Here is a 26,934-nt window from a genome sequence, read left to right as displayed (position 1 = left end):
GGAATCCTCACCGGGGATGCGGCAACACCGCTTCATGTCATCATAACGCAGACCACCCCGGCGACCGGCCCATGACCCCCTCCACCGACCATGCCGTGCTCACCGCCATGCTGGCACCGGCATTCTTCCTGACCGCAACGGCATCGCTGCTGCTGTCGGCGAACAACCGTCTGGCGCGCATCATCGACCGGGCACGCACCCTGTTGCGCGAGTTGGCCGACGCGGAAGATGAAGCCGACCGCACGCTGCTCGAGAAGCGCATCGGACTGCAGCGCCTGCGCAGCCTGATCATCCTGCGCGCGGGCCAGCTGCTCTATGGCGCGATCAGCTGCTTCGTCGGCACCAGTCTGGCCGTTGCCGTGGACACGTTCACCGGCCATCGGCTCGGCTCGCTGCCCACGTGGCTGGCCGCCCTAGGCGTAGTGGCCATGCTGGCGGCGAGCCTGCTGCTCGCACGCGAGTCGACACTGGCGGTCACGGCCATCAACGAAGAGATGGACCACCGCAAGGTGAAACGGAAGTTCCCGACACCCTAGACGAGCGGTCGCCCGCGCTTGGCGCGGAAGTAGTTGGTCAGGCGGCGCCCTGCCTCATCGCCCAGTACACCGCCCCGGAGCTCGATGCGGTGGTTGTGCCGCGGATCGGCGATCAGGTCGAACACGCTGCCGCAAGCGCCGGTCTTCGGGTCGCTGGCGCCGTAGACCACGCGCGCGACCCGGGCGTGCACGAGCGCCATGGCGCACATCGCGCACGGCTCCAGGGTCACGTAGAGCGTGCTGTCTATCAGACGGTGATTGCCTGTCGCCTTGCCCGCTTCGCGCATCGCCACGATTTCGGCATGCGCCGTCGGATCGTGGTCGAGGATGTTGCGGTTCCAGCCTTCGCCCAACACCTCGCCGTCGGCACCCACCAGCACGGCGCCGACCGGAATTTCATCGAACTCGCGCTCGGCACGGTCCGCCAGGGCGAACGCGTGCCGCATCCAGTGCTCGTCGTCGTGACCGGCCATCACTCCCACTCGATGGTGGCCGGCGGCTTGCCCGAGATGTCGTAGACCACGCGCGAGACGCCACGCAGCTCATTGATGATGCGGTTGGAGACGGTGCCGAGGAAATCGTACGGCAGGTGCGCCCAATGCGCGGTCATGAAATCGATCGTCTCGACCGCGCGCAGCGCGATCACCCACTCGTACGCACGCGCATCGCCGACGACGCCCACCGACTTCACCGGCAGGAATACGGCGAACGCCTGCGAAGTCTTGTCGTACAGATCGGCCTTGCGCAGCTCGTCGATGAAGATCGCATCGGCCTTGGCCAGCAGTTCGGCGTACTCGGGCTTCACTTCGCCCAGGATGCGCACGCCGAGACCGGGGCCAGGGAACGGATGGCGATAGACCATCGTGCGCGGCAGACCGAGCTCGACGCCGAGGCGGCGCACTTCGTCCTTGAACAGCTCGCGCAGCGGTTCGACCAGGCCCAGCTTCATGTGCTCGGGCAGGCCGCCGACGTTGTGGTGGCTCTTGATGACGTGCGCCTTGCCGGTCTTGCTGCCGGCCGACTCGATCACGTCCGGATAGATCGTGCCCTGCGCCAGCCACTTGGCGTTCTTCAGCTTGTTCGACTCTTCTTCGAAGATCTCGACGAACAGGTTGCCGATGATCTTGCGCTTGGCTTCCGGGTCGGCGACGCCTTCCAGCGCGCTGAAATAGCGGTCGGCCGCGTTGACGCGCACGACCTTCACGCCCATGTGCTCGGCGAACATCGCCATCACCTGGTCGCCTTCCTGCCAGCGCAGCAGGCCGGTATCGACGAACACGCAGGTCAGCTGGTCGCCGATCGCCTTGTGCAGCAGCGCTGCCACGACGGATGAATCCACGCCGCCGGACAGGCCCAGGATCACCTCGTCCGAGCCGACCTGTTCGCGCACGCGGGCGATCTGGTCGTCGATGATGTTCGCGGCCGTCCACAGCGTCTTGCAGCCGCAGATCTCGGCGACGAAGCGGCGGAGCAGCGTCTGACCCTGCTTGGTGTGCGTCACTTCCGGATGGAACTGCACGCCGTACCAGCGCTTTTCTTCCAACGCCATCGCCGCGACCGGGATGCGGTCAGTGGTGGCGGTGATCGTCCAGCCCGGCGGCGCCTTTGCGACGTGGTCGCCATGGCTCATCCACACGTCGATGCGCGGCGCACCCTGGTGGTCGCTCAGGCCACCCAGCAACGCGTCGTGTGCGACCAGCTGCACCTCGGCGTGGCCGAACTCGCGCGCGTCGGCGGCTTCCGTCGCGCCGCCCAGCTGCGCAGCCAGGGTCTGCATACCGTAGCAGATGCCGAGGATGGGCAGGCCGCTGTCGAACACCTGCTGTGGCGCCGCGGGTGCGCCGTGCTGCGTGGTCGACTCCGGCCCACCCGACAGGATGATGCCCTTGGCGCCGAACTTCGCGATTTCGTCCGGGTCGTGGTCCCACGCCCAGATTTCGCAGTAGACGCCGATCTCGCGGATGCGGCGGGCGATCAGCTGCGTGTACTGCGCGCCGAAATCGAGGATGAGGATCTTGTCGGTGTGGATATTCGTCATGGTGTCCTGCGGCTATAAACGAAGAAGGGAAACGCTGGCGTCTCCCTTCTCTGGCAACGATCAGCCCATCCGGTAGTTCGGTGGCTCTTTGGTGATCTGCACGTCGTGCACGTGGCTCTCGCGCTGGCCGGCGCCCGTGATTACCACGAACTTCGGCTTGCTGCGCATGTCCTCAATGGTCGCGCAGCCCACGTAGCCCATCGTGGCGCGCAGGCCGCCGACGAGCTGGTGGATGATGCCGCCGACCGAACCGCGGTACGGCACGCGACCTTCGATGCCTTCCGGCACGAGCTTGTCGGCGTCGCTGGCGTCCTGGAAGTAGCGGTCCTTGGACCCCTTCTCCATCGCGCCCAGGCTGCCCATGCCACGGTAGCTCTTGTAGCTGCGGCCCTGGAACAGCTCGACTTCGCCCGGCGCCTCTTCGGTGCCCGCGAACAGGCCACCGATCATCACCGTCGACGCACCGGCGGCGATCGCCTTGCCGATGTCGCCCGAGTAGCGGATGCCGCCATCGGCGATCAGCGGAATGCGGTCCTGCAATGCTTCGGCGACCATGTCGATCGCGGTGATCTGCGGCACGCCCACGCCGGCCACCATGCGGGTCGTGCAGATGGAACCCGGGCCCACGCCGACCTTCACCGCGTCCGCGCCGGCGTCCATCAATGCGAGCGCAGCATCGCCGGTCACGATGTTGCCGCCGATGACCTGCAGCTGCGGGAAGCGCTTCTTGACCCAGCTGACGCGGTCCAGCACGCCCTGCGAATGACCGTGCGCGGTATCGACGATGATGACGTCCACGCCGGCAGCCACCAGCGCTTCAACGCGCTGGTCGGTATCGCCGCCCACGCCCACTGCAGCGCCGACGACGAGGCGACTGGCGCTGTCCTTGGCGGCGTTGGGGTTGTCGGTCTTCTTCTGGATGTCCTTGACGGTGATCAGCCCGCGCAGGTCGAAGGCATCATTGACCACCAGCACCTTCTCGATGCGGTGCTTGTGCAGCAGCTGCAGCACTTCGCCGTCGCTGGCGCCTTCGCGCACCGTGATCAGGCGATCCTTCTTGGTCATGATGTGGCGGACCGGATCGTCGAGCTTCGTTTCGAAGCGCATGTCGCGGCTGGTGACGATGCCGACCAGCTGGCCGCCGTCCACCACCGGCACGCCGGAAATGTTGCGGGCGCGGGTGAGCTTGAGCACTTCGGCGATGGTCGTTTCGGGCCCGACCGTGAAAGGCTCCTTGATGACGCCGGCTTCGAATTTCTTGACCTTGGCCACTTCGGCGGCCTGCTGCTCGACGGTCAGGTTCTTGTGCAGGATGCCGATGCCGCCCAGCTGGGCCATGGCGATGGCCAGGCGGGCCTCGGTGACCGTATCCATGGCGGCCGAGACGATCGGCAGCTTCAGTCGCAGGTCGCGCGTCAGGCGCGTCTCCAGGCTGACATCCTTGGGCAGGACGGTCGAATGGGCGGGGACGAGGGAGACGTCGTCGTACGTCAGTGCTTCAGCCTGGATGCGCAGCATCGGCGGGCCCGGATAGTTGGGGAAGCGCGGCATTATACCCTGATCGGCGGGGCTTCCGGCTGCCGCCAAAGCCGGAACAATGCTTTCCCGCACACATCATCCGGGCACCTGTGGGAGCGACGTAAGTCGCGATGGGGGAGTCCGGGCACTTCATCGCGACTTACGTCGCTCCCACGACCAGCAAAAAGCGGCGGCTCAGAGGCCCGCTTCGGCCGCTTCCAGCGTGTTCTGCATCAGCGTGGCCACCGTCATGGGCCCCACGCCGCCCGGGACCGGGGTGATCCAACTGGCCCGCTGTGCGGCCGCGTCGAAGCCGACATCGCCAACCAGCCGACCGTCTTCCAGTCGGTTGATGCCCACATCGATCACCACGGCGCCCGGCTTGACCCATTCGCCCGGGATCAGCCCCGGCTTGCCTGCTGCGACCACCAGGATATCGGCATCGCCGACCCTAGCCTGCAGCACGTCGCGGGGGGTGAACTTGTGGCAACTGGTCACGGTGCAGCCGGCGATCAGCAGTTCCAGCGCCATCGGGCGGCCCACATGGTTGCTGACGCCGACGATTGTCGCGTTGCGGCCGCGGACCGGCTGGTCGGTGTAGCCAAGCAAGGTGGTGATGCCGCGTGGCGTGCACGGGCGCAGACCGAACTGGCGCAGCGCCAGGTGGCCCACATTGGCCGGATGGAACCCGTCCACGTCCTTGTGCGGGTCGATGCGCTCGATCAGGCGGCTCGCATCGGGAATCCCCGGCAGCGGCAGTTGCACCAGGATGCCGTGGATCTTCGGGTCCGTATTCAACTCGTCGATCAATGCCAGCAACTGGGCCTCGGAGGTACCTTCCGGCATGTCGTAGTCGTAGGCGGCAATGCCGACCTTTTCAGCGGCACGGCGCTTGTTTCGCACATAGACCGTGGAGGCAGGATCGCCGCCGACCAGCACCACCGCCAGGCCAGGCCGACCCTGCCCTGCGGCAACGCGTGCGTCGACCCTGACCTTCAACTGGTCCAACAGGTTCTCGGCGATGCGGCGGCCATCGAGGATTCGGGCAGTCATGGAGGGGCGCAGTGTAGAGTCGGCGCGTATTGTCCCCGATTAACCCGCCCGAACGCGACCCATGGACACCATGACCGATACCACCGCCCTAGACGCCGCCGCCTTCCGCCGCCTGCTGCAGCACCTCAACCAGGATCGCCCGGAGGTGCAGAACATCGACCTGATGATCCTGGCCGGCTTCTGCCGCAACTGCCTGGCCGACTGGTACCGCGAAGCGGCAGCAGAGGCCGGGGTCGCGATGGACAAGGAGCAGGCGCGCGAACGCGTCTATGGCATGCCGTTCGCGGACTGGAAGGCCCTGCACCAGCGCGATGCCACGCCCGAGCAGCTGGCCGCCTTCAAGGCGGCGCAGGAACGGCATGGCTGACCGCGCACGGCGCGTGCTGGCGTGGTTCGTGGTGCTGGCGCTCGTGGCCTACTTCGGGCTGTGCGCCCTGCTCTACCTGCAGCAGCGCCGCCTGATCTATTACCCCCAGTTCACCCAGACCGATCCGGCGCGGACGACCTTCTCGCTCGCGCGGCCGGATGCGGTGTTGCGGGGCGGGGTCGCAACGCCCGGTCGCGCCGATGCCGTGCTGTATTTCGGCGGCAATGCGGAGCGTGTCGAAGCCAACCGCGAACCCTTCGCGCACTGGCTGCCGTCGCACTCGGTGTATCTGCTGGCCTACCGCGGGTATGGCGCGAGCGACGGGGAGCCGTCGGAAGCCGTACTGTTCGCCGATGCCCTCGCCCTGTACGACGATGTGGCACGCCGGCATCCCGGCGGCAGGATCGCCGTCGTGGGGCGCAGCCTCGGTAGCGGTGTGGCGACCTACGTGGCCTCGCAGCGCGATGTGGCGGCGCTGGTGCTGGTGACGCCGTTCGACAGTCTGGCGGCGGTCGCCCAGTCGCACTATCCGGTGTTGCCGGTCCGATGGCTGCTCACCGACCGCTACGACTCGGCCGCGCGGCTGCCCGGCTACCGCGGTCCCTTGCTGGTGCTTCGCGCCGGTCGCGATGCCGTCGTGCCGCCGCCGCACACCGACCGGCTGCTGACCACCTACGGAGGACAGGCACAGATCGTGGACTTCCCGCGCGCCAGCCACGACGACCTGTCGGCGGACGCGGCCTACTGGCCGGCGATCCGCAACTTCCTGCAGCGCGACGCCGACTAGCGCCGGCTACTCCTCTTCTTCTTCCTCGCCGATGATTTCGGCGGCTTCCTCGTTGAGGGCCTTCGCTTCACGCTTGGGCTTGGTGAACGGCGTCGGTGTGGGTTTGGTGTGCTTCGCATTGCCATACAGCGCCGGGATGCCGGATCGCAGGTCGCCACCGGCGATCTCGAGCTCCAGGCGCTCGGCGTCGCGCCGACGGATCTCCAGGGCAATGGCATCGGCATCCTCGCGTGCGATGCCGACGCTCATCAGCGCCGCCTTGCCGAACTCCACCGCGGACTCGAACGTTTCGCGGATCTGGTAGTCGACGCCTGCGCCGATCAGCGCCAGCGAATGCTCGCGGTCGAACGAGCGCACCAGCACCTGGGCCTGCGGGAACTCGTGCTTGACCAGTTCCACGATGCGGCTCGCGGCGTCCTTGTCGTCGATGCAGATCGCGATGGACTGCGCCGTCTGCGCACCGCAGGCACGCAGCACGTCGAGCCGCGTGCCGTCGCCGTAGTAGATCTTGAAGCCGAACTCCTCGGCGCTGCGGATCATCTCGATGTCGGTATCGATGATGGTCACGTCCACGTCGCGCGCCAGCAGCGACTGGCTCATCACCTGGCCGAAGCGCCCGAAGCCGATGATCAGCACGCTGCCGCTCAGGCCCTTGGCCTCTTCGATCCCCTCCATCGACGGGGCATCGGGATGTGTGAAGCGGCGCAGCAGCAGCACGAACAAGGGCGTGAGCGCCATCGAAAGCACGACGATGGCGGTCAGGTTCGCATTGACGGTGGCATCGATGATCCCGGCCGAGGCCGCGGCGGCGAACAGCACGAACGCGAACTCGCCGCCCTGCGCCATCAGCACAGCGCGATCCAGCGCCTCGGCGTGCGGACTGCGCGTCACCCGCGCCACGACATAGATGCAGGCCGCCTTGACCGCCATCATCGCCAGCACCGCGCCGACGATCAGCGGCCAGTTGCTCGCCACCACGCCGAGGTCCAGCGCCATGCCGACGCCCAGGAAGAACAGGCCCAGCAGGATGCCGCGGAAGGGCTCGATATCGGCTTCGATCTGGTGGCGGAACGTCGATTCGGACAACAGAACGCCGGCGAGGAAGGCACCCATCGCCATCGACAGGCCACCCAACTGCATCAGCAGCGCGGCGCCCAGCACGACCAGCAGCGCGGCTGCGGTCATCACCTCGCGGGCCTTGGCGGCGGCGAGGATGCGGAAGAACGGATTCAGCAGCCAGATGCCGGCGGCGATCAGACCGCCGAGCGACGCAGCCGCGATGCCGATCGACACCCAGCGGGAACCCTCCTCCGGCTGCGCCACCTGCGGCGACATGAAGGCGACCAGCACCAACAGCGGCACGATCAGCAGGTCCTCGAACAGCAGTATCGAGACGACCTTCTGCCCATTCGGCAGCGCGACATCCCCTCGCTCGGCGAGCAACTGCATCACCACCGCCGTGGAGGTCAGCACGAAGCCCATGCCGCCGATGAAGGACACCGGCAGCGAATATCCGAAGACCAGGCCCACCCCTGTCAGCGACAGCGTGCATACCGCGATCTGCAGTGCTCCCAGGCCGAAGATCTGCTTGCGCAGGCTCCACAGGTGGCTCGGCCGCATTTCCAGGCCGATCACGAACAGGAACATCACCACGCCGAGTTCGGCGACGTGCAGGATGGATTGGGGGTCGGAGAACCACTTCAGGCCGAACGGGCCGATCGCCAGCCCGGCGGCCAGGTAACCGAGCACCGAGCCGAGGCCCAGTCGCCGAAAGATAGGCACCGCGACGACGGCGGCACCCAGCAGGGCGACGACACTGACCAGCTGGCTTGCACCGGATTCTGCGCTCATCCGGGAAGTCTACCGGAGGACTCCCGGCCCGCGTCTTCCGTCAGGAATCCGAACGCCGCGTCGCCGCGGCGTCCTGCCGCCGGTGGTAGGCCACCCACATCGTCACGAGCACCATCACCGCCGTGGTGAGTGCGCCTGCGGTCAGCAGGTTGAGGCGCGGCAGCAGCGGCCACAGCGCCAGCAATGCTCCCATCCCGAGGGCATGCGGCCACGGAAAGCGTCCGTGGACGACGCGCGAGAGCCACGCATTGGCCAGCAGGTACACCAGCGGACCGGCAGCCACGACGGCGGCGTACCCGGCCTTCACCGGCTCCAGCGGATGCGCCACCACCAGGTCATCCGCCACTGCGCACACGATGACGCCGGCGATCAGCACCACATGGACGTAGTGGAAGTAGGCACCCAGCCGGCCCGGATCGTCCGAATGCTCGATCACGTGTACGGCGTCGCCGCTTGAGGTGTCGAAGTACATCCACCACATGGCGACGCAACCGATGAACGACACTGGGAATGCGATCCACACCGCCAGTCCGGGATGGGCCGCATGGCCGAAGGATGCGCCCGTCGCCAGTACCGATTCGCCCAGCGCGATGATGACGAACAACTGGCAGCGTTCCGCCAGATGGCCGCCATCGATGGTCCAGTCCGACGTCTGCGAGCGTCCGAGACCCGGTACCGGAAAACTCGCCATCGGCGAGAGGTACTCGCAGCCCACCGCCAGCAACCACAGCACCAGGCGAGAAGATCCCTCGTTCACACCACCGGCGATCCACAGCGCGGCGGACACCAACAACCAGCACAGCATGCGCAGGAAATTGGGGGTCAACGCATGCCCAGGACCCAGGCTGTACAGCACGAACAGGGTGCGCCCCACCTGGATGGCGGCAAAACTGCAGGCGAACAGCAGCCCCCGCTCGCCAAACGCGTCCGGGAGGGCAGCGGACACCAGCAGGGCCAGCGCCATCAGCACCATCAGCATGGTGCGGATGACCAGATGCTCGGGATTGAACCAGTTGGTGACCCACGCGGTGTACTGCCACCCCAACCAGACCGCGAACCACAGCGTCGCTGTCTGCAGGACGCCGGGCCACGACAGGTGCTCCAGCAGGTAGTGGGACAGCTGGGTGATGGCGAACACGTAGACCAGGTCGAAGAAAAGTTCAACGTTGGCCACGCGCGCGGGTTGCCCGAGCGTGCGGAGCAACGGGTGCTGCGAGGTGTTCAAGCAGTCGACTCCCGGCGGGGGAAGATTCAGTGCTTCGTGGCCTTCCACGCCAGCCACGCTCCCGTCGCCACCGGAACCGCGTAGATCAAGGCCTGGATGGGTAGCTCTTCCTGCAGCGAATAGCCGTGCGACATGCCGGTGCGCAGGTTCCACAGGACGGCGACGAGCCAGCCGACGCTGAAGACCGCCGCGACGGCGCGTCGCTTGGCCGGCGTTGCCAGCCACATCGCGATACCCACCAGCAGCAGACCGGCGAGGATGAAGATCAGGGTGCGCATCGATAAGGTCCTGTGCGGTGGCCGAGGGCCCGCTCCTACGTCAACGGAGGGGCGGACCCTCGGCATGGGCGGGCGGTACGGGACCACCCGCCGCAGGGGTCACTTGGTGGTGTACCCGCCATTGATGAGCAGCGTCTGGCCCGTGATCCACCAGCCGTCGCTGACCAGGTGGCGGATGAAGGGCACGACATCCTCGATGTCGGTCAGGCCGGTCTTGCTGAAGGGCGACAGCGCGGCCGCCGACTTGTGGTACGCGACGGCGTCGGCGCCTTCTGCCGGATAGAAGAACGAGGTGTCCATCGGACCAGGGCCGATCGCAGTCACCGAGATGCCGCGCGCCCCGAACTCCTTCGCTGCCGCACGCGTGAAGTGCTCGACCGGTGCCTTCGTGCCCGCGTAGGAGGAATAGAACGGTGTGAACGCTCCGAGCAACGACGTCACCAGGGTGACCACCTTGCCGTTGTCGTTGACATGTCTGCCAGCCTCTTTCAGGAAGAAGAACGCCGCTTTTGCGTTGACCGCCGACATTGCGTCGTACTCGGCTTCCGAGATGTCGGTGATCGGCTTCTTCAATACCTTGCCGACCGTATTGATGGCGATATCCGGCCTGCCCACCATCGCGATGGCGTCGGCGAACAGGCGCTCGACGCCGCCCGCCGTGGTCAGATCGCCCTGGATCGCGACGGCGCGGGCGCCGGCATCGCGGACCGCGGCGATGGTCCTCTCGGCGTCGGCATGGGTCGCGTCGCTGTTGTAGTGGATCGCAACGGCGGCAGCGCCTTGCTGCGCGAGGTCACGGGCGATCAGGCCGCCGAGATTCTTGGCGCCTCCGGCGATCAGGGCGACCTTGCCCCGGATGGAATGATCAGTCATGGAAATGCTCCTGGCTTGGGACGGACCTTCGCGGCGATGCCCATCGACAGGGTGGGCAAGAGCGGCGAGGCGCGCCTAAGATGAGGTGAACGCATTCCGGCGGGCTTTCACGATGTCCCCTGCGCTATCAAATTCTCCGGCCTCGACTCACATTACTGACGCGCACGATGCCCCCGCGACCGCCATCGATCCGGAACCCGGCCAGACGCCGCAGTACCGCGTGCTGGCGCAAGCGCACTGGCCGGGCGTGGAAGTGCTGCTGTGCAAGGAAGACATACGCCAACGCACGCTCTGGTCCATCGACGAGCCGCGTCACACCGTCATCGTCCATCTCGGCGGAACCATGCGCGAACTCGATACCGAGATCGAAGGGGTCGGCGCCACCCACATGCCTCCCTCGCCGGGCGACATCTGGCTGGTGCCTGCCGGAAAGCGCTATGCCAGCCAGGCATCCGGTCAGATCATCACGTACGCGGAGCTGCGCGTTTCGCCCACCGCCGAGGTGGACATGGGGACAGATCGCCGCGCCGCGATCGAGGGACTGATGCCGCGACTCGGCCATCGCGATGAATTCCTGCACTACAGCGTCGCTCGCCTTGTACGGCTCAGCCAGCAGGGCGACGACCTGTCGGCGATGATGGCCGAGCGTCTGCAGCTGCTGCTGCGACAGCACCTCTACGACGCCTACCGGTTGCCGGCCACGCCGGTCACTTCGCCCGTCGTTCTGTCGCCGCACGTTGCCCGGCGACTCAGCGACCACATCGAAACCGTCCTCGGTGAACGCATCGCACTGTCCACGCTCGCGGCACTCGCCGGCATGAGCGTGCACCAGTTGCTCATCGCTTTCCGCCGCACGTTCGGCACCACGCCGGCGCAATACATCCTGGCGCAGCGGTTGCGCCGCGCACGCTGGTACCTGCTCAACCGGAACGATGACATCACCGCCATCGCCCTCGCGTGCGGCTTCGCCAGCCACAGCCACCTGAGCGCCTCGTTCAAGCGCGACGCGGGCATCACGCCCCGCCAGTTCCGCGATGGCCTGCGGATGCGCCCGCTGGACTGATCAGCTCGCCCGGCAGAATGCCGCGTAATCGATATAGCCGGGAAAGGGGCGCCCGGCGGCACACACGGGGCAGTCAGGATCGTGGCGCAGACGGGTCTCGCGGAAGCGCATGGCCAGCGCATCGAAGTGCAGCAGCCGGCCCGCCAGCGTGTCACCGACGCCCAGCAGCAACTTGATCACTTCCGTGGCCTGCAGCAGGCCGATCACGCCGGGCAGCACGCCCAGCACGCCGGCTTCAGCGCAGTTCGGTGCGAATTCGGGCGACGGAGGCTCGGGGAACAGACAGCGATAGCAAGGTTGTTCGCCGCGATGGCGTCCCGCGTCGAACACGCTCACCTGGCCCTCGAAACGCTGCACGGCGCCATACACCAGCGGCTTGCCGAGCTTCACGCAGGCATCGTTGAGCAGGTAGCGGGCCGGGAAGTTGTCGGCGCCATCCAGCACGACGTCCACCCCTTCCAGCAGCCGTTCGACGTTGTCGGCGGTGACACGCTCCGCCACCGCGTCCACCTGCGTGCGCGGGTTGAGCGCCGCGAGCGTTGCCCGTGCCGAGGCGACCTTCGGCTCGCCGATGCGCGCCTCGGTGTGCAGGATCTGCCGCTGCAGGTTGCTGCGGTCGACCACATCATCGTCCGCGATCCGCAACTGCCCTACCCCGGCAGCCGCCAGGTAGAACGCGGCTGGCGAACCCAGACCGCCGGCACCGATCATAAGGACCCGCGACTGCTGCAGGCGTCGCTGGCCGGCGTCGCCGACCTCGGGCAGCAGCAGGTGCCGCGAATAGCGCTCGTTGAAATCACGCGCGTCCGCAGACATCGCAGGCACGACCATGGGACGCTGCTCGTCCATCCAGCGCGACGTTCCGCCCGCGACGGAGGCCAGTCGGGTATAGCCCGCCGCTTCGAGTACGCGTGCCGTCTCCAGCGAACGGGCGCCTTTCTGGCAGATCAGCACGATGCTGGCAGCGCGGTCCGGAAGGTGCGCGGCAGGATCGCCTTCGAGTGCGGCTTTGGCGATGCCGCGCGCGCCCTCGGCCTGCCCGCCGGCGCGCTCGTGCTCCTCGCGCACGTCGATGAACACACTGCCCTGCGCAAGCAGCGCGGCAACGTCCCGGGGATCGATTTCACGGATGGCCATGCGGCGATTATCGCGCAAGTCGCGGCGCGGTCGGCCTCAGCAGGCGATCACCTCGACGATGTCGCCGGCGCGATAGTCGCGCGCGCCTTCCGGCAGCACGATCAGGGCATTGCTGTCGGCAGCGCCCCGCAAGTGATGCGATGCATCGGCCGCATTGGGCATGACCTGCAAGCGGCCATCCGCCGTGCTGGCCAGCCAACCGCGCAGGAACTCCAGGCGCTCGTGCGATTTCCGCCAGTGTGCTCCCAATACCGCCGTCCACTGCGTCCGGGGTTCGCGGCGACGTTGCATGCCGTCCAGCAGGCCGCGGCCGAGCGTCAGGAAGGTCGCCAGCACGGACACCGGATTTCCCGGCAGTGCCAGGAACAGTGCGCGATCCATTTCGCCGAACAAGACCGGCATGCCCGGCTTCATCCGCACCTTCCAGAAGTGGATGCGGCCATGCGCGGCAAGCAAGCCGGGCAGATGGTCCTTCTCGCCCGCGGACACGCCACCGCAGGTGATGACCACGTCGAACGCCGCCGCGGCATCGGCCAACAAGGTCTTCATGCGCTCCGGATCGTCAGGCAGCGACGGCCACGCGGTCGGCTCAAGACCTTCCGCCCGCAACAGCCCCATCAGCAGCTCGCGATTGCTGTTGTAGATCTGGCCGGGTGCCAACGCCAGGCCTGGCTCGACCAGTTCGTCGCCGGTGGTGAACACCGCAACGGTCGGGCGCTGGGCGACGGTTAGCGATGCGATGCCGAGGGCGGCGGCGAGCGACGCCCGCGCCGGCGTCAGCCATTGCCCGTGCTCGAGGACGCGTACCCCCGCATGAACATCTTCGCCACTTGGACGGACGTCTGCGCCGCGGGCGATACCTGCCGGCACGCGGACAGCCCCACCTTCCTCGACGCAGTCTTCCTTGAGCGCGACCGTATCGACGCCCGCCGGCAACGGTGCGCCGGTGGTGATGCGGATGCATTCGCCGATGCCGACCACCAGGCTCTGCAGGCGACCCGCGAACTGTTCACCGATCAAGCGCAGCGACGTCGTGCCATCCCCGGCCAGACTGGCATGTGCGAACGCAAAGCCGTCCATGCGACTGTTGTCGAACGGGGGCAGCGCGATCGGCGAGATGATGTCTTCGGCCAGTATGCGGCCGCTGGCGCGCGTGACGGGTACGCGCTCGGCCTTCAGCATGCGGTTGGCTGCGACGCTGCGGACGATCTCCGCAGCGGTGGCGAAATCGATGCGGGTCGGGTAGCCCGTCACTTGCCGCGCTTGACGTGCCGGATCAGGCGGCGCTTCTTGGCGATCTGCTTCTCGGTCAGCACGTTCTTCTTGCCTTCGTAGGGGTTCGCGCCCTCGCGGAAGACAAAACGCACGGGCGTGCCCACCAATTTGAAGCGCTTGCGGAAGAAGTTCTCCAGGTACCGCTTGTACGACTCCGGCAGCACCTTGAGGCGCGTGCCGTGCACGATGAAGGTCGGCGGGTTCGCCCCGCCCGGATGCACATAGCGCAACTTGGAGACATGCCCGCGGATGCTGGGCGGCGGATTGGTCTCGTAGGCGATCTCGAGCGCCTTGTTGACTTCACTGGTGCCGAATTCCTTCGTGGCCGACGCATGCGCGCGATGGATGGCCTTGAACAGCTCGCGCAGCCCCGAACCGTGCAGCGCGGAGATGCGCACCACCTCGGCCCATTCCACGAACCCCAGCTTGCGGGCGAGCAAGGCTTCGGCCTGTTCGCGCTGGTAGGCGGTCAGCCCGTCCCACTTGTTGATCGCCACCACCAGTGCGCGTCCGGCATCGAGCACCGCGCCAAGCACGCTGGCGTCCTGGTCGGTCACGCCTTCGGTCGCATCCAGCAGCAGTACGGCCACCTGGCATTGTTCGATGGCCTGCAGCGTCTTGACCACGCTGAACTTCTCGACCGCTTCTTCCACCTTGCCCTTGCGGCGCAGGCCCGCGGTATCGATGAGCCGGTACTGGCGACCGTCGCGCTCCATGTCCACGGCGATCGAATCGCGCGTGGTCCCCGGCACTTCGGAGGCGATCATGCGCTCCTCGCCCAGCAGCCGGTTCACCAGCGTGGACTTGCCGACGTTGGGACGGCCGACGAAGGCGATGCGCATGCGGTTCGGATCGTTGTCCAGTCCTGCCGTCGCGCCTTCCTCCGGCAGCCGCTCGTGCACCTCCTCCAGCAGGTCGTCGATACCCTGTCGGTGCGAGGCGGAAATGGTGATGGCATCGGCGAAACCGTAGCGCGCGAAATCCGCGAGCGCGGTGGTCTCATTGATGCCATCGATCTTGTTGATGACCAGCAAGGTCGGACGGGCCGTCTTGCGGAGCCAGGCGAGGATCTCGTCGTCGAGCGCGGAAGCGCCTTCACGACCATCGACGATGAACAGGACCAGGTCGGCCTCTTCCGCCGCCGCACGCGCCTGTCGTGCCGTGGCGCCGGCCAGCCCCTCTTCTTCGCCGGCGATGCCGCCGGTATCGACGACCAGGAACGGGACGTCCTCGTCCAGGCGGCAGACGCCGTAATTGCGGTCGCGGGTCACGCCCGGCTGGTCGTGCACCAGCGCGTCACGACTGCGCGTCAGCGCATTGAACAGGGTGGATTTGCCAACGTTGGGACGGCCCACCAGGGCGACGAGGGGCAACATGCAGGGAGCAACCGTGAGGAATGAGGGGCGCCGGGCGCCCGGCATCGCGCGGAAGGCGCGACCGGTCCGGTCAGGCAAGGGGCGGCCATGGTATCGGAATACGCCCCCCTCCGCGAAAAAGGGCCGCAATGCGGCCCTTTTCGTCAACAAGGGGGAGGTGGCGTGGCCACTCCCCCTGATGGATCACTTGAAGCCGAAGGCCGTCAGCCCGCCTTCCACGTCCTGGACCACCAGGATACCGTCTGCGGCGACCGGCTTGCCTCGGATGGCCTTGCCGCCTACGCGCGCGCGCGCGGCCACTTCGCCGTTGTCCGTCTTCAGCCAGTGAAGATAACCGTCGTAATCGCCTACCACGGCGTAGTCGCCGTGCATCGTCGGGGCGGTGAGCGAGCGGCGTGCCAGCGTGGTGTTGGACCACAGGGCACTGCCGCTGTATTTGTCGAGCGCCCATACCGTTCCGGCAGGATCCGACACGAGGACGGCGCTGCTGGTCACTGCCAGCCCGCCGACGCCGCCGTTGTCGCGCGTCCAGAGCGGACGGCCGGAGGGCCCTTCGATCGCGACCGTTTCCTTCTTGTAGCTGGTCGCGTACAGCGTGGTGCCTTCGAGCACCGGCGCACCATCGACATCCGCCATGCGCTCAAGTTCGCTGCGCCCTTCCGGCGTGCCGACCGTCTGGGTCCACATCGACCGGCCATCGCTCGCCGAAAGCGCGGTGACCGTGCCGTCGTCGCCCGCCGTGAACACGATGCCAGGGCCGACGACCACCGGCGCATTGCCGCGCACGGTCAGGCTGGGAAGTTCGTTCGTCCAGAACCAGCGGCGTTCACCCGTATCCGCCGCCAACGCCGTCACGCGCCCATCGTTGCTGCGGACGAACACCACGCCGTCGCCGACGACGGGCGCCGCGATGACTTCGTTCGGCACCTTGGCCTGCCACTTCTCGGCGCCCGTGGCCGCATCCAGTGCGATCACCTGGCCATCGAGGGTGCCCACGACGACCAGGCCATTCCCCGCACCGGGCCCGCCGGACAGGCGCAGGTCGGACTTGTACTGCCACGCCTGCTTGCCGGACTGCAGATCGAAGGCGCGTACGCCCCCCTCCACGGCGGCGGCATAGACGCGGCCACCATCGACCACGGGGGCCTGCTGCAGGCCAAGGCGTTTTTCGCCCTTGCCCACGTTGGCGCTCCACAGTTTCGCGACCGTCACGGTGGAGGTCACGTCAACGAGTTCAGCCGGCTCGACCGGCTTCTCGCCTTCCTTGTCCTTGCCGGAGAACCAGCCCTTGACGGTGCTGCAGCCACCGAGTGCCGCAACGAGCGCGGCGGCGGCGGCCAGACGGACGACCGGGGAAATCGGGCGCATCATGCCGCACCCCCCGACTTCGGCGGCGTGCCGCCGGCGTCGATCAGCTTGAGTTCGACCAGCCTGCGCTGCGGAGACACCGCATCCAGCGTCGTGAGCGCGCGGGTATAGGCCTCCTGCGCCTCTTTCACCTTGCCCGTCGCAAGCAGCGCATCGCCGCGCACTTCCAGACTCGAGGCATCGTCTGCCTTGGCGAGCAAGGTCAGTGCTTCATCATGTTTGCCGGCGTCGATCAGCAGCCGCGCCAGGCGCAGGTTGACCAACGGACGGAGCGCCTCATCGGGCGTCAGCGCGCGCAGGGTGGCGATGGCGGCATCGCGCTCACCCGCCTGGAGCTGCGCCTTCGCCAATTGAAGGCCGGCCGCGTCCGCATAAAGTTCGTCTGCCTTGACCAGCGCATCCACCGCGCCCGCCGCCTGCTTCAGATCTCCCTTGGCGAGACCTTCGACGGCCGTCTGGTAACCCTGGTAGGCCTGTTCCTGCTTGGCGGCCCGATCCTTCTGCCACCACTGCCAGCCCAGAATCACGCCGAGGCCGAGGACCACGCCGCCCAGCAGGCCGGCACCGTTGCTCCTCAGCCAGCTGCGGACACGTTCGCTTTGTTCGTGCTCGTCGAGCAGATCATCAATCGCCATGCGCTCTCTTGCCCCGTCTCATGCGGGGTCTCGGTCTAGGTTGGACAGACCCGCACGCGGGTCAGTCAACGACCGGCGCCAGGGAACCCTCAGAGGATACCGTAAAGCGTGCAACGTTCGCTCGCTGGTACGGCGCCAAGTCCACCGTACTCCCGGCTTGCTGAACCTCGACCGCCGTCGCGTCGCCCAGTTTTACGCGCCCGACTTCGCCCTGCGCATAACGACGCTCTTCGCCTGCACGCAGCAATGCGTGCTCGACCTTGCGACCGTCGGGTGCGTTCACTTCCACCCAGCTGTCGCCCTTGAACGTCAAGGTCAACCATGACGGCGTAGCGCGCGGCACCGGAGTCAGGGACGCGACATAAGGCGCAGCCTGCGGCCGACTGGCGGGCGCAGAAACCTCTGCGCCTGCTCCACCGGAGCGGTTGGATGCCGGAACGACCTCCAGCGAGGCCGTTGCCGCATCGGGGCCAGGCCCCGCAGTGGGTCGCAGCGCCATCCACACCGGGGTGGCGATCACCAGGGTCAACACGACATAGACGGCACGCCGCTTGAAACTCTCGAACATGTACTGGACGCGGGGCGTGTGCGAATGGCTGACCAGTTCGGCCGGCCTGGACACGACGGCGTCCGCCTGCTGCAGGAACGGCTCGACGTCCACCTTCAGAAGTCGGCCATAGCTGCGCAATTGCCCGCGCACGAACACCGCGCCACCGGACTGCTCCCACTGGCCGGCCTCGAGCGCCTGAAGCACCTTCACCGGCATCTTGAGCCGCGTACTGGCCTCCTGAACCGACAGGCCGGCCTGCTCGCGTGCCTGCTTCAACGCCTCGCCGCACCCCTGCGACGGAGACACATCCCCGACTACCGATTGCATCATGGCCCTGCATTTCCCCCAGAATTGACGTCCTGCGCGTCGGGGAACTCCGCCCGAATCCGCTGAACATATCGACTGGCAGCGGCCTTGTCGCCGAGTCTTTCTTCAATTTGTGATGCGAGTTTCAACACCGCCGGGCTGGCCGGGCCAGCCGCAAGCCTGCGCTCCACGAACGCGCGGGCCGACAGGTACTGCTGGCGACGGAACTCGAGCTCGGCCATGGCTTCCAGCGACACGGCGTTCGCGGAATCCATGGCCAGCGATTGACGCAGGTCACGCGACGCGCGCTCCACTTGGCCCGCCTTCAGCGCGCAGCTTCCGGCGTTCGCCAGTGCGGCGGCCGGTGTCGCATAGCCGGGCGCCTGGACCGCACGATCGAACCAGACGAGCGACTCCGCCGCAAATCCGTTCGCGCACAGCCAAGTGCCATAGTTGTTCTGTGTCGACCCATCGCGGGGCGCCACGTCAGCCGCACGCCGATAGAGCTCCCCTGCACTCTGCAGGCGCCCCTGGCGATCCTCGCTCACGGCCAGGAGGGTAAGCGCATCCGCCGAACCCGGATCGAGCTTCAGCGCGGCGCGGGCTTCCTTCCCGGCAGCCTCGAACTCGCCTGCCTGCAACCGTTGCATCGAACGGGCAAGGATCGTGTGAACTGCCTGCCGGCGCTTGACCTCGGGACTGTCCCGAACCGCGTAGTCCTCTACCTCTTCCTGACCCGCCAACTGGCCCATCTTGCCTTTCGGGCGAACGAAGGTCAGGCGGCTGCAGGCGGTCGCCAGCAGGATGGGAATCAGCAGCAGGCAGAGCGCCTTATGCCGCATCGTCGATGCCCTGTTCCTGCAGCTGGCGCCGGAACTCGGCCTGGCGGCGCGTGCGATCCATCACCTGTCCCTTCAGCTGACCGCAGGCGGCATCGATGTCGTCGCCGCGCGTCCTGCGCACCATCGTAAGCACCTGCGCGTCGAGCAGCAGCTTCTGGAACGCACGGATGTCTTCTTCCGGCGCGCGCTCGTAGCGCGTTCCGGGGAATGGATTGAACGGGATGAGATTGACCTTGCCGGCGTCCTTCAACTGCGCCGCGTTGCTGAACTTGCGCATCAGCTGCGCGAGCTGGCGCGCGTGTTCGGGCTGGTCGTTCACGCCTTTCATCAGGGTGTATTCGAACGTCACCGAATCGCGCTTCTTGTTCGCAAGCAGGTAGCGCACACAGGACGCCATCAGCTCGGCGATCGGGTACTTCCTGTTGAGCGGCACCAGTTGTTCACGCAGCGCGTCGTTCGGCGCATGCAGCGAGACGGCCAGCGACACGTCGGTTTCGGTGGACAGACGATCGATCATCGGCACCAGGCCGGACGTCGAGAGCGTAACGCGCTTGCTCGCCAAGCCATAACCCAGGTCGTCGCGCATGATGTTCATCGCGCGCACGACGTTGTCGAAGTTGAGCAGCGGTTCGCCCATCCCCATCATCACCACATTGGTGAGGCGACGGTTCTGCGCAGGCACGTTGCCCAGATGCCGCGCCGTCACCCATACCTGGCCGATGATCTCGGCGGTGGTGAGGTTGCGGTTGAATCCCTGCGTGGCCGTCGAGCAGAACGTACAGTTGAGGCCACAACCCACCTGCGACGACACGCACAGCGTGCCGCGGTTCTTGTCGGGGATATAGACGGTTTCGACGGCGTTCTTGCCGTCCACGCCCATACCCAGCAGCCACTTGTGGGTGCCATCCGACGAGGGCTTGTCGAACACCACCTGCGGTACGACGACCTCGGCATGTTCCTGCAGTTTCGCGCGCAGCTTCTTGCCGAGATCGGTCATCTGATCGAAATCGGTGACGTACCGATGGTGGATCCATTTCATCACCTGGTGCGCGCGGAACTTCTGCTCGCCGAGCTTGCCGACGAAGAACTGCTCCAGTCCTTCGCGGTCAAGGTCCATCAGGTTCTGCTTCGCAGACACGGGCACGCCGATGGCCACGGACGGAGCGTCCGTGGCCAGTTTCAACTCGATCGGCGGAAGTTCGTGGCTGCTCATCGCATGTCGCTCAGCGCGAGAACACTTCAGTAGCGGCGAAGAAGTATGCGATCTCGATGTTGGCGTTCTCGACCGAGTCCGAACCGTGCGCGGCATTGGCGTCGATCGAATCGGCGAAGTCGGCGCGGATCGTGCCCGGCGCAGCTTCCTTCGGATTGGTCGCGCCGAGGATGTCGCGATGCTTCAGAACGGCGTTCTCGCCTTCCAGCACCTGGATGGCGACCGGGCCGGAGATCATGAACTCGACCAGCGCGTTGAAGAACGGACGCTCGCGGTGGACGGCGTAGAAGCCTTCCGCTTCACGACGCGACAGGTGCTTCATCTTCGAGGCGACGATCTTCAGGCCGTTCTTTTCGAAACGGGCATAGATTTCGCCGATGACGTTCTTGGCGACGGCATCGGGCTTGACGATCGACAGGGTGCGCTCCAGCGCCATGGGGATTATCTCCGTTGGGCGGGCCACTGAAGACCCGAGGTTAACATGAAAAACCCGCGTCGAAACGCGGGCTTAGACCAGAAAGCGTAGCGAGATTCTAACGTATCCGGCCGCGGCTTGCAGCCGCCCGGGGAGGAATTGCTGCCGCGCAGCATGACAGGCCCGGTCGTCCCACCGACAATGAGTCAAACAAGCGTTTGATTCAGTCCCGGAGGCGTCATGGGCGGCACCACGCATTTTTCCACCAAGGAGCGGATCCTGGGCGCAGCGGAAGAGCTGTTCGCCCAGCACGGGTTCGCAGGCACGTCCCTGCGGCAGGTCACCAGCCGCGCGGACGTCAATATCGCCGCGGTCAACTACCATTTCGGCAGCAAGGAGAACCTGGTCAATGAGGTCTTCCGCCGCCGCATGGACGACATGACCGCTGCGCGCCTGACGCTGCTGGAAAAAGCGCTCGTCGAACACCCGGGTGCACTGGAGCCCATCCTGGCGGCGTTCGTCGAACCGGCCCTGGCCCTCGCCCAGGACCGCCACGGCGGCGGGGCCTTCGTGCGCGTGATCGCCCGCGCCTACGCCGAGAAGAACGATGGCCTGCGGAAGTTCCTTTCCGATCATTACGGCCACGTGTTGCGTGAATTCGGCAAGGCCATCGCCGCCTGCGTGCCGGGCCTGAGCAAGGAAGAGCTGTACTGGAGATTGGACTTCTTCTCCGGCGCCCTGACCTACGCCATGGCCGATTTCGGCCTGATCAAGCGCCCCACGGGCGTGACCGAGGCGGCGCATCGTGAACGCGCCGCCCGCGAACTCATCCGCTTCGCCGAGGCCGGCCTGCGCGCCGACCACACCTGACACCCCCGCAATCCGAGGAAATTCCATGTCCAACCCCCTGCTAGTTCGCAAGGCGGCCGTGCTGGGCGCCGGCGTGATGGGCGCCCAGATCGCCGCGCACCTGACCAATGCCGGCGTCGACACCGTGCTGTTCGACCTGCCCGCCAAGGACGGCCATCCCGACGGCATCGTGCATAAAGCCATCGCCAACCTGGCCAAGCTCAGCCCCGCGCCTCTCGCCAGCAAGTCGCTGGCGGAAGCGATCACCCCTGCGAACTATGAGACCGGCCTGGAGCACCTCAAGGGCTGCGACCTGATCATCGAAGCGATCGCCGAACGCATGGACTGGAAGCAGGACCTGTACAGGAAGATCGCGCCGTTCGTGGCCGACCACGCCGTCCTGGCCAGCAACACCTCGGGCCTGGGCATCAACAAGCTGGCGGAAGTCCTTCCCGAACAACTCCGCCATCGCTTCTGTGGCGTGCATTTCTTCAACCCGCCCCGCTACATGCACCTGGCCGAGCTGATCCCGGCGAAGTCCACCGACGCCTCGGTGCTGGAAGGCCTCGAGACCTTCCTCACCACCACCCTCGGCAAGGGCGTCGTGTACGCCAAGGACACCCCGAACTTCATCGGCAACCGCATTGGCGTGTTCTCGATTCTGGCCACGGCCCACCACACCGGTGAGTTCAAGCTGGGCTTCGACGAAGTGGACGCAGTCACCGGTCCGCTGATCGGCCGGCCGAAGTCGGCGACCTATCGCACCTCGGATGTCGTCGGACTGGACACCATGGCCCACGTCATCAAGACGATGGCCGACACCCTGCCGGACGATCCGTGGCACGCCTACTTCAAGTCCCCGAAGTGGCTCGAGGCCCTTATCGCCAAGGGCGCGCTGGGCCAGAAGACCGGTGCCGGCATCTTCCGCAAGGTCGGCAAGGACATCGTGGTCCTCGACCTGGAGAAGCAGGACTACCGCGCGTCCGACCGCACCGCGGCGCCGGAGGTGGTCGAGATCCTGAAGATCAAGAACCCGGCCGAGAAGTTCGCGAAGCTGCGCGAGAGCCAGCACCCGCAGGCGCAGTTCCTTTGGGCGGTGTTCCGGGACCTGTTCCACTACAGCGCCTACCACCTCGCCGACATTGCCGAGACTGCGCGCGACGTCGACCTGGCCATCCGCTGGGGCTACGGCTGGTCGCTGGGGCCGTTCGAGACCTGGCAGGCCGCCGGTTGGAAACAGATCGCCCAGTGGATCGCCGACGACATCGTGGCCGGCAAGGCCATGAGCAGCGCCCCGCTGCCGAACTGGGTGTTCGACGGCCGCGAGGGCGTGCATGCCCCCGAAGGCAGCTACAGCCCCGCGAAGAATGCCAAGCTTCCGCGCTCCGCCCTGCCGGTGTACCAGCGCCAGCGTTTCCCGGATCCGCTGCTGGGCGAAGTGTTCCCGCAGGGCGAGACCGTCTTCGAGAATGACGGTGTCCGCCTCTGGACCGACGGCGACGGCATCGGCGTGATCAGCTTCAAGACCAAGATGCACACAGTGTCCGACGCGGTGCTGGCCGGTGTGCAGGAATCGGTCGCGATCGCCGAGCGTCGCTTCAAGGGCCTGGTGATCTGGCAGCCGAAGGAGCCCTTCTCCGCCGGCGCCGATCTGGCCGGTGCGCTGGGCGCGCTGCAGGCCGGCAAGATCGCCGAGTTCGAAGCGATGGTGGCCAACTTCCAGGCCACCAGCCAGGCCATCAAGTACTCGCTGGTGCCGGTCGTGGCCGCCGTGCGTGGTCTCGCCCTGGGCGGTGGCTGCGAATTCCAGATGCACAGTGCGCGCACCGTGGCGCACCTCGAAAGCTACATCGGCCTGGTCGAAGCGGGCGTGGGTCTGCTGCCCGCCGGCGGTGGCCTGAAGGAACTCGCCGTACGGGCGTCGCAAGCCGCCGGTCCGGGCGGCGACGTCTTCGCCGAATTGAAGAAGACCTTCGAAACCATCGCAATGGCCAAGGTCTCCGCCTCCGCCGTCGAGGCCAAGGAACTGGGCCTGATGCGCGCGGGCGACAAGGTCGCCTTCAATGCCTACGAGCTGCTCCACATCGCCAAGCAGGAAGCGCTGGCGCTGGCCGAGACCGGCTACCGCCCGCCCCTGCCCGCCCGCCGCATCCAGGTGGCCGGCGACGTCGGCATCGCCACCTTCAAGATGATGCTGGTGAACATGCTGGAAGGCCGCTTCATCAGCCCGTACGACTACGAGATCGCGGTTCGCATCGCCACCGTGCTGTGCGGGGGCGAAGTGGATCGCGGCGCTGTGGTCGACGAGGAGTGGCTGCTCACGCTGGAACGCAAGCACTTCGTCGAACTGGCCCAGCAGGAAAAGACCCAGGCCCGCATCGCGCACATGCTGAAGACCGGCAAGCCGCTGCGTAACTGACCGACGACGACACAGGACACCGAGACATGAGCAAGCAAGTACAAGAAGCCTATATCGTCGCCGCCACCCGCACACCGGTCGGCAAGGCGCCCAAGGGCGTGTTCCGCAACACCCGCCCGGACGACATGCTGGCGCACGTGCTGAAGTCGGTCGTGGCGCAGGCCCCGGGCATCGACGTCAATCGCATCGACGACGCGATCATCGGCTGCGCGATGCCGGAAGCGGAGCAAGGCATGAACGTGGCGCGCATCGGCCTGCTGTTGGCCGGCCTGCCGAACACGATCGCTGCGCAGACCATCAACCGCTTCTGCTCGTCCGGCCTGCAGGCCGTGGCGATGGCGGCGGACCAGATCCGGCTCGGCAATGCCGACCTGATGCTCGCCGGCGGTACCGAGAGCATGAGCATGGTGCCGATGATGGGCAACAAGATCGCCATGGCGCCCAGCGTGTTCGACAACGACCACGTGGCCATCGCCTACGGCATGGGCATCACCGCCGAGAAAGTGGCGGAAGAGTGGAAGATCTCGCGCGAAGACCAGGATGCGTTTGCCGTGGCTTCGCACCAGAAGGCCCTGGCAGCGCAGGCCGCGGGCGAGTTCCGGGACGAGATCAGCGCCTATGAAGTGATCTCGCGCCAGCCAGACCTCGCCGGCAACACGGTGCGCCTGAAGAAGCTGCTGGTCGAACAGGACGAGGGCCCGCGCGCCGATACTTCGCTGGAGGGCCTGGCGAAGCTGCGTACCGTGTTCCGCAACCCGCAGTTCGGCGGCACCGTCACCGCGGGCACGTCGTCGCAGATGAGCGACGGTGCAGCCGGCGTGCTGCTCGCCTCCGAGCAGGCGATCAAGGATTACGGTCTGACTCCGCTGGCACGCTTCGTCAGCTTCTCGGTCGCCGGCGTGCGCCCGGAAGTGATGGGCATCGGCCCGATTGCGGCGATTCCGAAGGCCCTGAAGCAGGCAGGCCTGACGAAGGACCAGTTGGACTGGATCGAACTCAACGAAGCCTTTGCCGCGCAGGCACTGGCCGTGATCCGTGACAGCGAACTGGATGCCTCGAAGATCAACCCGCTCGGCGGCGCGATCGCCCTGGGCCACCCGCTGGGTGCCACCGGCGCCATCCGCACCGCAACGATCGTGCACGGCATGCGTCGCCACCAGAAGAAGTACGGCATGGTCACCATGTGCATCGGTACGGGCATGGGTGCAGCAGGGATCTTCGAATCGCTGTAAGCCGCGTCTTCAAGGCAGAAATGGAAATGGCGCCGCAAGGCGCCATTTCTTTGCCGTGAAGCACGCTCACGCCATTCGGGTTCCATCCGGCACCGGGCGCTCGATCGTCGTCACCACCACACCCTCGTCGGTCGGGAATCCCGTCAACAGGAATTCCGAGAAGAACGGCCCGATCTGCTTGGGCGGGAAATTGATGACACCGACGATCTGTCGTCCCGCGAGGTCTTCTGGCGCATACAGACCCCTGATCTGCGCGCTGGTCTTCTTCACACCGTGGGGGCCGAAGTCGACCCATACCTTCCACGCGGGTTTGCGCGCTTCGGGAAACGGCTCGACCCGCAGCACGGTTCCCGCGCACAGGTGCACACGCATGAAGTCATCCCAGCCGATGACGTCTTCCGGCGCACTCATGCCTTTGTCCCCTTTTCACGGCGGGCCTTCCAGGCGTCCTTCGCCTCCGCCCACCAGTAACTCAGCTGGGCTCCCAGGAAGCCGGCGGGCTTCATGGCCGACACGAGTCCGTAGCCGGAGAACGAGCGCCAGCGCTCGTCGCCTTCCGCGATGGCAGCGGCAATAAGCTCGCCTGCGAGCGTGGTGGGCGCCACACCATGCCCCCCGAAGGCCTGCGCGACCCACAGACCGGGTTCCACCTGACCGATCTGCGGCATCTCGTGACGGGCGTAGCTCATCAGCCCCGACCACGCGTAGTCGACCTCGACGCCATCGAGCTGTGGGAACACCTTGAGCATGTCGCGGTACAGCAGGCGTTTCACCGCGTGGGGCGAACGGTCCAGGACCGAGATGCGGCCTCCCCACAACAGGCGCGAGTCCGGCAACGGCCGGTAGTAGTCGAATGCGAAACGGGTGTCGTAGACCGCGGCGCGCGTGCGCATCGCCTCGCCCATGCGCGCGCCCAACGGCGTGGTGACCATCACGTACGTGGCGATCGGCAGCACGCCGGCATCGACCCGACGATGCAGGCCCGCGAGATAACCACCGCATGCCAGCACGACATGCCGGGCCTCGACGCTGCCCGACGGCGTGGTGATGCGCCAACCCTCACCGGCGCGCTCAAGCGATGTCGCGGGCGACCGGGCGAAGATCGAGACGCCTTGCGCCGTCGCCACCCGTACGAGCCCGTTCGCGTACTTCAACGGATGGAAGTGGAACGCCTGCGGTTCGAACAGGGCATCGTGGTACCGATCCGTCAAAAGGTCGCGGCGTACCTGGTCACGATCCCGCCATTGCCAGTCACGTCCGAACGCCTGCGCCAGCAATGCCTGACGCTGCTTCAGTACATTCTGGTCGCGGAACCAGTTCGCCCAGATGATGCCGGCCTGCGTGTCGTCGCATTCGATCCCGTGGCGCACCATGCGTCTGCGAACCAGCTCCACCGCCCCGGTGGTGCCGGCGTAGAGCGCTTTAGCGCGTGCCTGGCCCAGGTCGCGCACCAGTGAGGCTTCGCCACGGGAAAAGCCTGCGAACACAAAGCCGCCGTTGCGCCCGGACGCGCCAAAGGCCGGGGTGTCCGCTTCCAGCAACACGACATTCTCCGTGCCGCGCTCGGCAAGGCCCAGGGCCGTGTTGAGTCCTGCGAAGCCGGCCCCGATCACGCAGACCGAGGCCTCGGTGCGCGAACCCAACGTCGGCAACGGCGGGGGCGAGCCCGCGGTCGCCGCGTAGTAATTGCCGGCCGAAAGCACCTTGCCCGTCTCCCGACGCCCCTTG

Annotated in this window: 26 protein-coding genes; 7 read left to right on the top strand and 19 right to left on the bottom strand. The window is 66.6% G+C overall.

The genetic code is table 11. The features are described 5' to 3' along the window. The first annotated feature begins 71 nt into the window (after positions 1–71). A complete protein-coding gene (locus Q0907_RS16900) occupies positions 72–536 on the top strand; it encodes a DUF2721 domain-containing protein (RefSeq protein WP_299346989.1) in 465 nt (154 codons plus the stop codon). On the opposite strand, the gene tadA is transcribed toward Q0907_RS16900, so the two are convergent. From tadA to folD, 4 genes are all read right to left on the bottom strand, one after another. Continuing rightward, positions 533–1,009, bottom strand: coding sequence for a tRNA adenosine(34) deaminase TadA (gene tadA / locus Q0907_RS16895; protein ID WP_299346987.1), 477 nt, complete (start codon positions 1,007–1,009; stop codon positions 533–535). The two genes, Q0907_RS16900 and tadA, sit on opposite strands and share 4 nt — an antisense overlap. Next, positions 1,009–2,574: a glutamine-hydrolyzing GMP synthase gene (gene guaA / locus Q0907_RS16890; protein WP_299346985.1), complete on the bottom strand. Its 1,566-nt coding sequence runs from the start codon at positions 2,572–2,574 to the stop codon at positions 1,009–1,011. Before guaA ends, tadA begins: the two co-directional genes overlap by 1 nt. 60 nt (positions 2,575–2,634) lie before the next feature. Then, on the bottom strand, positions 2,635–4,092 hold the full coding sequence (gene guaB / locus Q0907_RS16885; protein WP_296282391.1) for an IMP dehydrogenase: 1,458 nt from the start codon (positions 4,090–4,092) through the stop codon (positions 2,635–2,637). Positions 4,093–4,287: 195 nt separating this feature from the next. Continuing rightward, positions 4,288–5,145 carry a bifunctional methylenetetrahydrofolate dehydrogenase/methenyltetrahydrofolate cyclohydrolase FolD gene (folD, locus tag Q0907_RS16880; protein WP_299346984.1) on the bottom strand — a complete coding sequence of 286 codons (858 nt, stop codon included), beginning with the start codon at positions 5,143–5,145 and terminating at the stop codon, positions 4,288–4,290. A gap of 70 nt (positions 5,146–5,215) precedes the next feature. Here folD and Q0907_RS16875 point away from each other — a divergent pair, with 70 nt between their 5' ends. Further along, positions 5,216–5,512, top strand: a complete 297-nt coding sequence (locus Q0907_RS16875; RefSeq protein ID WP_299346982.1) for a DUF1244 domain-containing protein — start codon at positions 5,216–5,218, stop codon at positions 5,510–5,512. Continuing rightward, positions 5,505–6,299 (top strand): alpha/beta fold hydrolase, encoded by a 795-nt coding sequence (locus tag Q0907_RS16870; protein WP_299346980.1) that lies wholly within the window; start codon positions 5,505–5,507, stop codon positions 6,297–6,299. The genes Q0907_RS16875 and Q0907_RS16870 overlap by 8 nt, the downstream gene beginning before the upstream one ends. Before the next feature lie 6 nt (positions 6,300–6,305). Here the strand turns inward: Q0907_RS16870 and Q0907_RS16865 are convergent, their stop codons facing one another. The 4 genes from Q0907_RS16865 to Q0907_RS16850 all read right to left on the bottom strand — a co-directional run bounded on the left by Q0907_RS16865 (position 6,306) and on the right by Q0907_RS16850 (position 10,526). Then, complete coding sequence (locus Q0907_RS16865) at positions 6,306–8,150, bottom strand: monovalent cation:proton antiporter-2 (CPA2) family protein (RefSeq protein WP_296282302.1); 1,845 nt, start codon at positions 8,148–8,150, stop codon at positions 6,306–6,308. A 40-nt stretch (positions 8,151–8,190) separates the two neighbouring features. Continuing rightward, complete coding sequence (locus tag Q0907_RS16860; protein ID WP_299346978.1) at positions 8,191–9,375, bottom strand: low temperature requirement protein A; 1,185 nt, start codon at positions 9,373–9,375, stop codon at positions 8,191–8,193. 26 nt (positions 9,376–9,401) lie between these two features. Next, positions 9,402–9,653: a hypothetical protein gene (locus Q0907_RS16855; protein WP_299346976.1), complete on the bottom strand. Its 252-nt coding sequence runs from the start codon at positions 9,651–9,653 to the stop codon at positions 9,402–9,404. Positions 9,654–9,752: 99 nt separating this feature from the next. Further along, the gene (locus Q0907_RS16850; protein ID WP_299346974.1) at positions 9,753–10,526 is read right to left on the bottom strand and encodes an SDR family oxidoreductase; all 774 of its coding nucleotides are present in this window, start codon (positions 10,524–10,526) and stop codon (positions 9,753–9,755) included. Between the two features lie 112 nt (positions 10,527–10,638). On the opposite strand from Q0907_RS16850, the gene Q0907_RS16845 reads away from it, so the two are divergent. After that, positions 10,639–11,589, top strand: a complete 951-nt coding sequence (locus Q0907_RS16845; RefSeq protein WP_299346973.1) for an AraC family transcriptional regulator — start codon at positions 10,639–10,641, stop codon at positions 11,587–11,589. Here the strand turns inward: Q0907_RS16845 and moeB are convergent, their stop codons facing one another. The 9 genes from moeB to ndk form a co-directional block, all read right to left on the bottom strand. After that, a complete protein-coding gene (gene moeB, locus Q0907_RS16840; RefSeq protein ID WP_299346971.1) occupies positions 11,590–12,744 on the bottom strand; it encodes a molybdopterin-synthase adenylyltransferase MoeB in 1,155 nt (384 codons plus the stop codon). It abuts the gene before it with no gap. Positions 12,745–12,762: 18 nt separating this feature from the next. Continuing rightward, on the bottom strand, positions 12,763–13,980 hold the full coding sequence (gene glp, locus Q0907_RS16835) for a gephyrin-like molybdotransferase Glp (RefSeq protein ID WP_299346969.1): 1,218 nt from the start codon (positions 13,978–13,980) through the stop codon (positions 12,763–12,765). Continuing rightward, on the bottom strand, positions 13,977–15,377 hold the full coding sequence (gene der, locus Q0907_RS16830; protein ID WP_299346967.1) for a ribosome biogenesis GTPase Der: 1,401 nt from the start codon (positions 15,375–15,377) through the stop codon (positions 13,977–13,979). Before der ends, glp begins: the two co-directional genes overlap by 4 nt. 183 nt (positions 15,378–15,560) lie before the next feature. Continuing rightward, positions 15,561–16,745 (bottom strand): outer membrane protein assembly factor BamB, encoded by a 1,185-nt coding sequence (gene bamB / locus Q0907_RS16825; RefSeq protein ID WP_299346966.1) that lies wholly within the window; start codon positions 16,743–16,745, stop codon positions 15,561–15,563. After that, a complete protein-coding gene (locus Q0907_RS16820; RefSeq protein WP_299346964.1) occupies positions 16,745–17,380 on the bottom strand; it encodes a tetratricopeptide repeat protein in 636 nt (211 codons plus the stop codon). Before Q0907_RS16820 ends, bamB begins: the two co-directional genes overlap by 1 nt. Before the next feature lie 61 nt (positions 17,381–17,441). Then, the gene (locus tag Q0907_RS16815; protein ID WP_299346962.1) at positions 17,442–18,260 is read right to left on the bottom strand and encodes a helix-turn-helix domain-containing protein; all 819 of its coding nucleotides are present in this window, start codon (positions 18,258–18,260) and stop codon (positions 17,442–17,444) included. Beyond that, positions 18,257–19,078: a type IV pilus biogenesis/stability protein PilW gene (pilW, locus tag Q0907_RS16810; protein ID WP_299346960.1), complete on the bottom strand. Its 822-nt coding sequence runs from the start codon at positions 19,076–19,078 to the stop codon at positions 18,257–18,259. The genes Q0907_RS16815 and pilW overlap by 4 nt, the downstream gene beginning before the upstream one ends. Beyond that, complete coding sequence (rlmN, locus tag Q0907_RS16805) at positions 19,068–20,291, bottom strand: 23S rRNA (adenine(2503)-C(2))-methyltransferase RlmN (protein ID WP_299346959.1); 1,224 nt, start codon at positions 20,289–20,291, stop codon at positions 19,068–19,070. Before rlmN ends, pilW begins: the two co-directional genes overlap by 11 nt. A gap of 10 nt (positions 20,292–20,301) precedes the next feature. After that, entirely contained in the window at positions 20,302–20,727 is a 426-nt protein-coding gene (gene ndk, locus Q0907_RS16800; protein ID WP_299346957.1) for a nucleoside-diphosphate kinase, read from the bottom strand. 219 nt (positions 20,728–20,946) lie between these two features. Here ndk and Q0907_RS16795 point away from each other — a divergent pair, with 219 nt between their 5' ends. Genes Q0907_RS16795 through Q0907_RS16785 form a run of 3 tightly spaced genes read left to right on the top strand, consistent with a single transcriptional unit; the run spans position 20,947 to position 25,206 of the window. Then, complete coding sequence (locus tag Q0907_RS16795; protein WP_296282326.1) at positions 20,947–21,576, top strand: TetR/AcrR family transcriptional regulator; 630 nt, start codon at positions 20,947–20,949, stop codon at positions 21,574–21,576. Positions 21,577–21,601: 25 nt separating this feature from the next. Beyond that, entirely contained in the window at positions 21,602–23,974 is a 2,373-nt protein-coding gene (locus tag Q0907_RS16790; protein ID WP_299346955.1) for a 3-hydroxyacyl-CoA dehydrogenase/enoyl-CoA hydratase family protein, read from the top strand. A gap of 26 nt (positions 23,975–24,000) precedes the next feature. After that, a complete protein-coding gene (locus Q0907_RS16785; RefSeq protein ID WP_299346953.1) occupies positions 24,001–25,206 on the top strand; it encodes an acetyl-CoA C-acyltransferase in 1,206 nt (401 codons plus the stop codon). A gap of 66 nt (positions 25,207–25,272) precedes the next feature. Here Q0907_RS16785 and Q0907_RS16780 read toward each other — a convergent pair whose 3' ends face one another. Beyond that, positions 25,273–25,617, bottom strand: a complete 345-nt coding sequence (locus Q0907_RS16780; protein WP_299346951.1) for a tRNA-binding protein — start codon at positions 25,615–25,617, stop codon at positions 25,273–25,275. Further along, a complete protein-coding gene (locus Q0907_RS16775) occupies positions 25,614–26,909 on the bottom strand; it encodes an FAD-binding oxidoreductase (protein ID WP_299346949.1) in 1,296 nt (431 codons plus the stop codon). The genes Q0907_RS16780 and Q0907_RS16775 overlap by 4 nt, the downstream gene beginning before the upstream one ends. Between the last annotated feature and the right edge of the window lie 25 nt (positions 26,910–26,934).

The sequence above is a fragment of the uncultured Pseudoxanthomonas sp. genome (assembly GCF_947498795.1).
In the GTDB taxonomy this organism is placed as follows: Bacteria; Pseudomonadota; Gammaproteobacteria; order Xanthomonadales; family Xanthomonadaceae; genus Pseudoxanthomonas_A.
Note: the sequence above shows the minus strand (reverse complement) of the source record. Positions and strands in the feature narration are given on the sequence as shown.